The sequence below is a fragment of the Pseudovibrio sp. FO-BEG1 genome, from assembly GCF_000236645.1.
In the GTDB taxonomy this organism is placed as follows: Bacteria; Pseudomonadota; Alphaproteobacteria; order Rhizobiales; family Stappiaceae; genus Pseudovibrio.
In genome coordinates, this window is sequence record NC_016642.1 from 3659988 (window position 1) to 3671716 (window position 11729).

General features: G+C 51.1%; 8 protein-coding genes. 3 read left to right on the forward strand and 5 right to left on the reverse strand.

Annotated features, from left to right (window positions below; translation table 11 throughout):
• Positions 1 to 138 precede the first annotated feature (138 nt).
• Complete coding sequence (locus PSE_RS16415) at positions 139 to 2172, reverse strand: hypothetical protein (protein ID WP_014285897.1); 2034 nt, start codon at positions 2170 to 2172, stop codon at positions 139 to 141.
• Positions 2173 to 2688: 516 nt separating this feature from the next.
• Here PSE_RS16415 and PSE_RS16420 point away from each other — a divergent pair.
• Complete coding sequence (locus PSE_RS16420; protein ID WP_014285898.1) at positions 2689 to 3837, forward strand: iron-containing alcohol dehydrogenase; 1149 nt, start codon at positions 2689 to 2691, stop codon at positions 3835 to 3837.
• A 145-nt stretch (positions 3838 to 3982) separates the two neighbouring features.
• A complete protein-coding gene (locus tag PSE_RS16425) occupies positions 3983 to 4939 on the forward strand; it encodes an ornithine cyclodeaminase family protein (RefSeq protein ID WP_014285899.1) in 957 nt (318 codons plus the stop codon).
• Between the two features lie 19 nt (positions 4940 to 4958).
• Here PSE_RS16425 and PSE_RS16430 read toward each other — a convergent pair whose 3' ends face one another.
• Both PSE_RS16430 and PSE_RS16435 read right to left on the reverse strand, forming a co-directional pair.
• A complete protein-coding gene (locus tag PSE_RS16430) occupies positions 4959 to 5795 on the reverse strand; it encodes a transglutaminase-like cysteine peptidase (RefSeq protein WP_208997962.1) in 837 nt (278 codons plus the stop codon).
• A gap of 6 nt (positions 5796 to 5801) precedes the next feature.
• Complete coding sequence (locus PSE_RS16435) at positions 5802 to 7157, reverse strand: HlyD family type I secretion periplasmic adaptor subunit (RefSeq protein ID WP_148266164.1); 1356 nt, start codon at positions 7155 to 7157, stop codon at positions 5802 to 5804.
• 159 nt (positions 7158 to 7316) lie between these two features.
• On the opposite strand from PSE_RS16435, the gene PSE_RS16440 reads away from it, so the two are divergent.
• The gene (locus PSE_RS16440; RefSeq protein WP_014285902.1) at positions 7317 to 9644 is read left to right on the forward strand and encodes a type I secretion system permease/ATPase; all 2328 of its coding nucleotides are present in this window, start codon (positions 7317 to 7319) and stop codon (positions 9642 to 9644) included.
• 9 nt (positions 9645 to 9653) lie between these two features.
• On the opposite strand, the gene PSE_RS16445 is transcribed toward PSE_RS16440, so the two are convergent.
• On the reverse strand, positions 9654 to 10052 hold the full coding sequence (locus PSE_RS16445; RefSeq protein ID WP_014285903.1) for a hypothetical protein: 399 nt from the start codon (positions 10050 to 10052) through the stop codon (positions 9654 to 9656).
• Between the two features lie 11 nt (positions 10053 to 10063).
• Positions 10064 to 11491: a TolC family outer membrane protein gene (locus PSE_RS16450; protein ID WP_014285904.1), complete on the reverse strand. Its 1428-nt coding sequence runs from the start codon at positions 11489 to 11491 to the stop codon at positions 10064 to 10066.
• Positions 11492 to 11729 lie beyond the last annotated feature (238 nt).

The following is an 11729-nucleotide window of genomic DNA, read 5'->3' on the forward strand; positions in this document are numbered from 1 at the left end:
CGGATCGATTCTTTTGTAGGATTATTGGTTTTGTTGTCTCTATAGCTAAATGCGAATGCTTCGCATTTGACTTAAGTTAACAAGCAGAAGAAGCCGGGATGTTTTACACCCCGGCTGTCATAGTTTTCGGTAAACTACTTATTTTACAGCAGAAACCTTGACCTTACCGGCCATCACCATAGCAGTACCAGCTTGCACTACCTGAGGAACGCCATCTGCATCAGTGTCTATATCTTCACTGCCTGCAACCACGTTCTCACCACTGTCGCCGAGCCACTCTGCTAGTTGCATGCCTTCGTTGACATTACGGCCATTGATGACAGTGCGGAACCAGCTTTCATAACGCTCAGTAAGGCTTGCCAGATCGAGCAGAGGCTCACTTTCACCTTCGCTGTTGCGCAGGATCAGCATTGCACTGCGCAGGCCCGCGCTGATTGCAGCGGCAGTGTATGGTGTGTGCTCAGTTGGCTGACCTGGAGCCACGGCATAAGTGCCAATTGCTTTGTCATACATCTTCGCTTCAATGGTCAGGAACAGCTTACGAGCTGCCTCTTTGTAGGCTTCGTCCTTAGTTGCAAGGAACGCTGAGGTCAGACCATGAACAACTGCAAACTGAGTGCCTAGGCTCTGCCCGTCTTGCGCGCCTTTTCCGATCTCAAAGCCATCAACAGCCAGACCGTTGTCAGCAATCAGGTTCTTCAGGATGAAGTCTGCCTGCGCTTTGATCAGCTCCAGAGCGCGCTTACCGCGTGCAGTATCAAGGCTTTCACCGGCATCAGCTGAAGCGTAACCAACCGCCAGAGCATCCTGAGAACGCTGGAAGATATTCAGCGCCTGCAAAGCGTATGCTGCATCATAGGAGGTTACGGTAGCGCCCTGCTTGCCGTCATAAAGATCAACCAGAGTGCCTGCTTCTTTATTGAAGTGAAGCGCATCAAGGTTTTTGAAGGTTGCGTTGGTCAGAACATTGGCCACAGAGAAGACATCGTCAGAAGCAACGTCATTCATTGGATCGCTGTCTTTGTTCAGATCAGCTGCTGCTGCAAACGGAGCTCCATCAAACACCGCCAAGAACGCAGGGTTCTGGTTGGTGTTCACTGTACGCTGATCACTGTACGCATAGATCTCAGCAAGTGGCCACAGCATCAGCCATGTATCGCGCAGTGTTGAAGCTCCATCGATCACCTTCAAAGATCCTATTGCTTTTACTGAGTTTTCGGTCTTTTCGGTCACTGCCACTTTACGCGGGAACCAGATTGGTCCGTTTGCAGGATCATAAGAAGAGGTCAGCTTCGTGCCCAGCATCTTGCCGTCATAACCAAACTGATCGCGCAATGTGACCAGACGATCATTGATCATTTCAGTCAAGATAACGCCGTTAAAGCCATCTGCGGTGGACACGCCAAGTGCATGTACGCCGTCCTGGTCCATGACAGCGCTTTCAGCTTCAACTTCCAGATCATCAGCAATGGTGTGCATGCCGCCCATGAAGTCCTGCGCCCACAGCACGTCCTTCAGCATGATACCGGCAGCAGCACCCGGGTTGAAGGATTTGTCCATGCCCTCTTCCTTCCACGCAAGCGATGCGTAGTCGCGGAAGTAAGCAGGAATATCGACCTTTACGATCTTGGATTTTCCATGCGCGTTCAGGATCTCTGCTTCATCACCGGACACAACAGAGGTGTCGACGGCCTGCCCAAACTCAGGAAGAGCTGAGATGTATGGGAAGGTAATCGGATACATGTTGAGCGGGATTTCTTCTGCTGGGAAGGCAACAGAGCCAGCCAGTTCAATCACGCGTTTGCCAAGACTTTCCAGAGAACCACCACGAGCTTTGTTCAAAGGCCCGTTGACGATATGCGGGCCCATTTTGGACTGGTAGTTCACCGCATACATTGCTTCTTCAGAGTACTCGTAGCTTTCGATGCCGGCTGCATAGTCAAAAGCAGTTGGCTGGTTAACGAGGTTTGGATCCAGAACATCAAGATCCAGACCAAGGCCCTCAGCCAATGGTTCTCCGGAAAGTTCGAATTCGGTGTATGCTAGGAAGCCACCTGCCGGATCAAAGACCTTGTCGAGAACCTCGACTTTTACCTCAGGAGAACCAGCCAGTGCTGCGGAGCTGATTGCCACTGCGGATGCGAATGATAGAAGTGCTGTTTTGTTCAACATGCTTTAACTCGGAATCTCTTTATGAGGATATGGCCCAACATGAGCAAACCTCCCCCATCCCCCTCCAATGCGCCGAACCAACCAGGACAAAACTGATCGCTTCCCGCAATTGAGAATGATTTGCAATCCGAGAAATATGAAAGAGACTTCCTGTCGCAAATGACAAAAGTCAAATATGAGTTAAATAATCAAGATTTGGAATTACTCAAAAATACAATAAGTTATATGGATTAGTGACTACATTACATATCTTCAAGATCACTGCATTTCACAGAACCAAAAATCAAATCAGCACCTTAAATCCTGACAAGGTTGTCTCCTAAAACCCTACAAATGATGCAGCGCGACGAGCTGGCTTTGGTGTAGAACTTACTCCCCCTCATCAATCACTCGCCTTTCAGAAAACATATCCTCACCCAATCATCTATTTAAGTGAATTAGTTTCACTTCGGCTCTTCAAACTCGGGAAATGTGCATTAAATTCAGGCTGCACAATTTAATTGTCCGGGCAATCAAATGAAATTTAATTATCAAAATCCAACCAAGCTGCTGTTTGGTCAGGGACAAATCTCTGAAATTCACCGCCAGATCCCAGTAGGTAGTCGTGTGCTATTTGCATATGGCGGTGGATCCATCAAAGCCAATGGTGTCTATGATCAGGTGATGAGCGCGCTGGAAGGCTTCACTGTAGTGGAGTTTTCCGGCATTGAACCAAACCCACATTTTGAGACGCTGGAAAAGGCTGTTGATCTGGTAAAGGAACATGACCTTAACTTCATTCTCGCTGTTGGGGGCGGGTCTGTCGTTGATGGGTGTAAGTTCGTTGCTGCAGCCGCTCATTATGATGGCGACCATTGGGATATCCCAAGCGGCAAACACCGCATTAAGAAAGCCACTCCATTGGCGTCCGTGTTGACATTACCGGCAACCGGTTCTGAGTCCAACGGCAACTCTGTCATCACGCGCAAGTCTACGGGTGAAAAGCTGGCCTTCGGGTCACCGCATGTTTATCCGGTTTTCTCAGTGTTGGATCCGGACACAATGAAAACGCTACCTGAGCGCCAGATTAAGAATGGCCTGGTCGATGCATTCGTTCATGTATGTGAGCAGTATCTGACCTTCCCGACAGGCGCACTGGTTCAGGATGGTTACGCAGAAGCACTCCTGCGTACGCTCATTCAGCTGGGTCAGACATACTCTGAGCGAGACACAGACGAGTGGCGCGCAAATCTGATGTATGCAGCAAATCAGGGGCTAAATGGATTGATATCCTGCGGCGTACCGCAAGACTGGGCAACTCACCAGATCGGTCACGAGTTGACCGCGTGTTATGGAATCGACCATGCTCAGACACTCTCCATTATCCAGCCAAGCCTTCTGCGTAGCCAGATTGAGTTGAAGCGGGAAAAACTGGAACAGATGGGCATCAAGGTCTTTGCCTTGCCGAAAACCGAAGATCTTGCGGAAAAGACAATCGATGCTATCGAAGATTTTTATCAAGAACTGGCAATGCCAATCCGCCTCTCTGATGCAAAAATCACGGAGCAGAACGACATCGACACGCTGATGCAGATCATTGAGGGACGAGACTTCTTGCAGGCCATTGGTGAGCACGGCAAGATCACCCCTGATGTCATCAAAGAAATCGTTTACGCAGCACGGTAAGCTGATCAGCCCGCCGGTCAATCGGCGGGCTTTTTTGTGGGTACAGCGCGCACCCTATGAAATCTCAAGTGACAAACCCAACCCTTCACCAGTAATCCTGTGAGATATCAAAGTACTCTTCGCAGATTATGAGGGAGCAACGCGTATGTTGCAGCTGTCTGACACTCAAACAAAAAACGCCCTGCCCTTCCAACCACTGGTGGAAGCCTTGAGAACCATGTTCAGGGAAGGCTGCGAAATGCCGGTTCGGCACCATCACACCATGGGTGTACCGGACAAAGCGGATGCCACACTCCTTCTTATGCCAGCCTGGCAATCGGGTGCCTATTTCGGTGTGAAGCTGGCAAGCGTCTTTCCAAGCAATGCGGACATGGGTATTCCAGCAGTTTCAGCTACTTATCTGTTATCCGATGGAACAACAGGCGCTCCACTTGCCTTGGTTGACGGTGGAGAACTGACAGCCCGCCGCACCGCAGCTGCCTCAGCTCTGGCGGCCGATTACCTTGCGCGCAAAGATGCAAAGACACTGACCATGGTCGGAACTGGCCGTCTGTCCGCCAACCTCGTCGAAGCACATTGCGCAACCAGACAGATCGAAACTGTCTACCTCTGGGGCAGAAACTTCGAAAAAGCACAGGAGAATGCGCGAGACTTGAGTGCAACGCTCGGCCTCAATGTAATTGCCGAGCAGTCACTGCAAAAGGCTGTAGGACAAGCAGACATTGTTTCAGTGGCAACACTCTCCAATGCCCCCTTAGTCAAAGGCGAGTGGCTGCCAGAAGGATGTCATCTTGATCTCGTCGGTGGTTTCACCCCGAATATGCGCGAAGCAGATGACACAGCGATCACCCGTTCCAGAGTGTTTGTCGATACACGCGCAGGCGCCATGAAAGAAGCAGGTGATCTGACCATTCCGCTCGCAAACGGCACTCTGAAACCTGAGGACGTAGTTGCAGATCTATACGACCTGACACGAGGCGAAAATCCGGGCAGAACGAGTAATCAGGAGATCACCTTCTTCAAGTCCGTCGGGGCTGCACTGGAAGATCTGGCAGGCGCGATACTCGCCTACGAAAATTCAAAGGAACTGCACAGCGCTTAAATGTAACGGCTCAGCATAGCTACCCATTACGGTGCTGAGCCCAGAACCTCTGCCGCATCTCAACTGTTCTGAAGTGAGTAAAGTGCGCGTCACGCTGCATGGAAACCAAAGGCTGGTAATGGAGAAGGTCAACTTCTTTTGTTGCCACCGGAAGCAGACTGTCGAGCACATACCGCTCACCCTGAAACTGCACTGAAGTCACAGCATGGATAACCTGCCTGCGACTGTCTTTTACCACTATAAAGCGTAGATCCGCTTCCGCGTAGCCCAGCGCAAGCAGGCTGAAGTACTTGGCGATCGCATAATCTTCGCAATCCCCCCGATACCCAAGAAACTGCAAGGGGGCACGCCAGACGTCCGCATACCCAGCGGCGACAGCTTGCGGGTCGTAACCCGCACTTTCATTGATGTAGGAGTTGAGCAAGGAAAGCTGGCGCACCGACTGCGTCTGCCCTACCCCACGCACAATACGCGACCAATAGTCAACCGAGCCAGCACAGCGCACATTACCAGCAATGCACTCTTTCAGCGAAGCCAGCTGCTGATCGCATTCCGGCAGCACAGCCTCCCACTTCTTGAAAGCCCGACTGTCTCCACCAGAAATCTCGACAGATCCAAACAACCCAAAGCTCTCTTGTGACTTTCGGTTTGCTGGATTGGTGAAGCGGATAAACGAAAACAGACGGCGACGGCGTATTTTGCTGGGATAGTCGAGCTTTACAGTATGCGCCTGCCCTCTGGAGATGCTGGACACAATTCCGGAAAGAAAGGCGGCTTTCACCACCATCCCTATAAAGCTTCGTCGCAGCAAACCGCGTTTTCTACGATGTTTGCCCCGGTATTCCGGAAGAGCCATAACGCATTACCGTTCTCTTAGCGCCTCCTCACGTGCACGATTAACCGGCTTAAGAATGTAAGAAAGCACACTCTTCTCTCCGGTGAGAATATCGACGGAGGCGACCATCCCCGGCAGGATGGGAAGACTCTTGTTGCGACTTTCTAACTCCGTTTGCTTGGTTTTGATAATTACGGAGTAAAACTGCTCATGGGTGACTTCATCGTAAACAGTATCTGCAGAAATTCCCTCAACTTCTCCATCAAGCCCACCATAGATGGAAAAATCATAAGCGCTTAATTTTACAAGTGCTTGCTGGCCCTGATGGATAAAGGCAATATCTTGCGGCTTAACTTTGGCTTCCACGAGCAGAAGATCTTCAACGGGCACGATAGTCATCAATTGCTGCGAAGGTGATGCAACGCCTCCAATCGTGCTCACATCAATCGTGTTCACAATGCCATCCATGGGAGCGCGTATTTCTGCCCGCCTGACCTTATCGCCGGCCCCTTTTGAGGTTTCGGTAATGATATCCAGCTGTGCCTGTACCTCACTCATCTCAGCTCGGGCAGCTTGACGGAACTTGATGTAAAGACTCTCAATCTCCTGCTCAGCCTCATCAACGGCAGCTTGCAGCCGCCCCTCAGTCACCTGAAGTGTGTTGATTTGCCCTTCCAGATCCCCAATCTCCCGCTGCAACTTGAGCATATCAGTGCGCGGGATGATCTGCTTTTCAGCAAGGGGCGCCTTCAACTCACGTTCTTCGTTTGCAAGACGCAGTAACTCCATCAGTTTACGCTTCTGGTTCTCAGAGGCTTCCAGTTCCGCCATACGCTGTGCCACACGAGACCGATTGATTGCGACCTGTCCTTTCAGGCCTTCCACATTGGCTTGAAACAGAGAAAGCTCTGAGGCAACAATCTGAGGGGCTTTCTCCTGATAGTGGTCAGTATAAGACAGCTCCTCGCCCCTTTGTGGCCAGACCGATTGGAACTCCAGCCGCTCCCGCGCGATCTCCAAAGCAAGTTGCTTGGCGACAAGTTCTCCGAGATTGGATGAAAAGCCAGTATCATCCAACCGGATCAACACATCCCCTTTACTGACAAGATCTCCGGTCTTAACAAGCACCTCCTTAACGATCCCCCCCTCAAGGCTTTGGATCACCTGTATCTTTGCCGAGGGAATGATCCGCCCGTCACCACGTGTCACTTCCTCCAGTTGAGCCCAACTGGCCCAAACAACAAATGCAACAAGAAGAAGACCGATGAGCAGGATCAACAATCGTGTTCTGGCAAACACAGCATGCTCCAGCCCAACGGAAACCTGAGCAGCTCCTTTGGGAAGCTGGGCAGTTTCAGAGCCCGAACCAATCCACTTTCTCATCAGCTCCTTTAGATTTAACAGGCGCAAAGATGATCCCCCTAGAAACTCCCCAACAAGTTCCAGAGGCACGCAGCCAACCGGAATCAAGCTATCCTAACCAAGGGTAACTCTCCTTGTTTTTTCTGAATACTACGGGGATCTATTGCGGAGAATTGCAGGTTGGAACTGACAGAAACGGCCAAGCCAAAAACCAAAAAAGAAAAGACGCAGGTTTCTGGAAAAGAGGCCAAACCAGACTTGCCCAAAGCGTCTTCTGACGAAGATGATGCATTGGTGATCGAAGGATATGCTTCGGAAGTCGCACCTGAAATTGAAATGCCCCAAGAAAAGAAGTCACCAAAAACGCAGCCCAAGGAAGATACGGCAGAACCTCATATCTTAACCGAGATTGATCCTCTCAGAGGATGTCTTGAGATCCTGCTTGTTCAGCACAACATGCCCGCCAACTCGGAGAACCTGATCGCGGGACTTCCCTTGGCAGATGGAAAGCTGACTGAAGATCTGCTGCAAAGAGCCCTGCAGCGCGCTGGCTTCTCTACGAAGGCATTCCATCAAAAGATCACCGACCTGTCTTCTCTCTTGTTCCCTGCTGTACTCATGCTGAAATCTGGCGGCGCGCTGGTGGTACTGGAAAAATACGATGAGCACTCCTATGCCGTCGCATTACCCCATGCAGATGGTGGCGCAGTCCTTGCGAAACTGGAAGAACTTCAGGCCCTTTGCAGCGGCACTGTGATTGTCGCCAAGCCCTTTTACAAACCGGAACGCACTGAAGAAGAAGTAAAGGACCCGGAACAGTCTCACTGGTTCTTTGGCGGCATCAAAGCAGTCGCACGCGACTATGTCTTCGTTGCACTCGCAGCAGCCTTCATCAATTTATTGGCTTTAGCATCACCTCTGTTCACAATGAACGTCTATGACCGCGTGTTGCCCAACTCGGCATTCCCTACACTTTGGGTTCTTACGCTCGGTGTCACCGGCGCCTTGCTCTTTGATCTGCTTTTGAAGACATTACGCGCATCCCTCATTTTCTTTGCCGGCAAACGCGCTGATCTGATCATCTCGTCTAGACTGTTCGATCAGGCCTTGCACCTGAAGATGTCTCACAGACCCAGCAGCACTGCTGGCTTTCTGAATGAAATGCGCGAGTTTGAGACCATCCGTGAGTTCATGACCTCAGCAACAATCGCTGCGATTACGGATCTTGCCTTTCTGGGAATGTTCCTCGGACTAATCTGGTACATCGGCGGCCCAATGGTCTATCCGCTTTTAGCTGCCATAATCGGTGTGGTCGCAATTGGCTTGATCATGCAGTTCCCGATTAAGAAAGCCGTTGAAACCACTGTCGCGGATGCCACACTCCGAAACGCCTTATTGGTGGAAAGTCTGTATGGATTGGAAACAATCAAGCTTCAGCGAGCAGAGGGCCAACTGCTGGGCAAATGGGAAAGTGCCAGCGCAGCAGCAGCTGCAGCCCAAAACAAGGTCAGATCCCTCTCCACGTGGGCATTGAACCTGACAGGCTTTCTGCAACAGCTCACCACCGTCGCTCTCTTAGTGACAGGAGCCTATCTCTTCTCAGAAAAGCTCATTTCCATGGGTGGCATTGTGGCTTGCGTTATTCTGGGCGGTAGAGCCGTTGCTCCGCTCGCTACGCTTTCCAGCTTCCTTGCTCGCTTCCAGCAAGTCAAAGCCGCATACAAACGCCTTGATGCCATCAATCAGTTGCCAAGAGAAAAGCCTTGGGCTTCCAGACATCTGACCAAAACCATTGATGAAGGTCAGCTTGCTCTGAAGAACCTCAGCTTCACATACCCTCAGTCGGAAGAACCCACTCTCAGAAACCTCAATCTTTCAATCAAGGCTGGCGAACGCGTCGCGATCCTCGGCCCCGTTGGTTCCGGAAAGTCGACACTAGGCCGCCTCCTAAGCGGTCTTTATGCGCCAGAAGCAGGCAATTACTCCGTCGACAATCTGGATCATCAACAGTTCGCTCCCACTGAACTAAGAAGGTCCATTAGCTACATAGGACAGGATGCCAGCCTCTTTTCAGGCTCAATCAGAGACAACATCAAGTTGGGACGACCAGAAGCCTCTGATGCTGATCTAGTCAAAGCCTGCGAGCATTCCGGCGCTTTGGAGTTCATCGACGCGCACCCACATGGCTTCGCCAGACTGATCGAGGAAGGTGGCAGAGACTTATCTTCAGGACAAAGACAAAAGCTGATCCTTGCAAGAGCATTTATGGGCAATCCAAAGGTGCTCTATCTAGATGAGCCGACTGGCATGATGGACGGGCAAACAGAGCAGCAACTTATCAACGCGCTGTCAGCTGCCATAAAACCAGCGCAAACACTGATAATCGCGACACACCGAACCGCACCACTCTCACTGGTCGACAGACTGATCATTCTGGATAAAGGCCGCATTCTGGCAGATGGACCAAAAGAAAAGGTCATCCATATCCTCTCAAAGGGAAATGGATGACCAAGCAGCCTAGTACTCTCTCATGTACTCATGAAAGCAAAGGCAGCGATTGACGGCCTCATCATCCCAAACCGCCTCTTTCATGTACCCAATGGCCACGCCGCACCAATCCCGCGTTTCTAAGGCCCAATCAAACCGCAGCTGCACAATGGTTGCCTGCTGAGCGGCCACAACGATTGTGTTGGCCTCCTCAAAGTAATCATGCACCCGAATGGAGATCTCATTGTGCAGCTCCTCCGGATGCTGCAGATTGAAGTTGTAGCAAACACCACCACGGTAATAGTCAGAGGTCGCTACCGAAAGGTCTGCACTTGTCGCTTCACTCGCCCAAATGCTGAGCGAAGCCGCTGCCCCCCAAAACAAAAGCGCGGGGCCACTCGCCAGCTTTAGCAGCTTATGCATGTCCATAATCCCCTCCCTCACTGTTTTGGCTTAGGCATTGCGACAGGTGTGCCTCGTACCCATTGAGCAGTAACTCCCGGCAAGGCTTTGCCCGGCAACCAGCTCTCTGTCTCTTCATCATCCCGTACTTTACGATAGCCAGCTTCAGCCTGCGCCGGTGGTTGAACCTCAAACGCCTCCAGCAATCCGCCCATAGCAGCAAGTAGCCGGTAATTAGCAAAAGTCTGCGCATACCGCGCAGAAATCTCAGAAACCTCAGTGAAGAACACCGTGTTTTGCGTATCCAGAACATCCAGCAGAGTGCGCTGACCAACTGTGAACTGTCCTTCATAGGAAATCAGCAGTTGCTGTGACGCTGACAACTGCTTTTTGATGATTGCAAGCTGTTTGGAAAGCTCCACCCGCCGGATCCAGGAAGCGCGTGTCTCCCGTTCCACTTCACGATACGCACGCGCCGTCCGCATGCGCGCCTCTCCAGCACGTTCCACCTGTTCCGCACGCCGGTTCTTTGTAATGTTGCCGTTGAACAGATTCCAACGCATCACGACCAGCGCAGTCGCCTGATTGTTCACGCCGGGAAAACCGTTGAGGTTCTCTCCCACACGAGACGACAGTTCCAGATCAAATCTAGGATAGTAGTCCGCTTCCGCAATCTTAATCTGAGCGTTTGCAGCATCCACATCCGCTTTGCGCAAGGCAATCAGCGGGTTGTTGCGCCGCGCCACATTCAGGACCGCTGGAAGCGTACCCGGAATGCGGCGCGTCACACTTGGCACGCCCCCCAAGCGTCCCACTGGTTTACCAACCACCTCAATAAACGTCGCCTCGGCCAATTCCAGCTCTTCAACGACCTCTTCCAATGCCAGTGTTGCAGCAAACACTCTCTCGCTGGCCTGCTGAACATCAGCCACTGATACGACACCGCGTGACAAGCCCGCACGCATATCCGACGCAACCTTGCTGTGATAAGCAATATTGCGCTGCGCCGCCTGCTTGACCTCAGAAAGGCGGGAAACTTCCACATAAGCCCGCACAGCACTCAAGCCAATGAACTCAGAGCGCTCCCATACACGGAAGGAAGTCGCATCCAACCGCGCCCGTTGACGTTCAATCTCATAGGTCGTCGCAAAGCCGTCAAACAGCTTTTGCCGCCCCGTAGCTCGAACCTCATAAGGGCCATAGAAGAACTGATCGCGTTGGCGGGTAAAACTTCGGTCCGCCCATTCCGCACCTCCACGAAACTCTAGATCAAGACGCGGCAGCCATTCACCTTTGGCCTGCTTCAGCTCAAAGCCGATCGCATTGCGATCAAATACTGCTTCACCAATTTCGGGATTGCTGTAAACGGTCAGATTCACTGCATCTCTGAGAGACATCGCGTGACCTGCTCCGCTCAACAGGCCAACTGCAGCAACGCCAAGGAAAAAAGGCGCAAACAACTTCATACACACGCCCTCTACGCAATACTTAAGACAACCGGGCAACTGAAGCTTTAATTTACTTTATTTTAATATAATGTCATTCCTCAACCAATTAAGTGTAATAAATATCGATAGCTCAAAAATTAATAACAATAGCAATTCATAAATCCGAATACGAATACATGTCATTTATACGTATTGCATAATGTATATATAAATTTGAACCCTATTTGATTTAGAATTCGGCAACACAATTTCATCC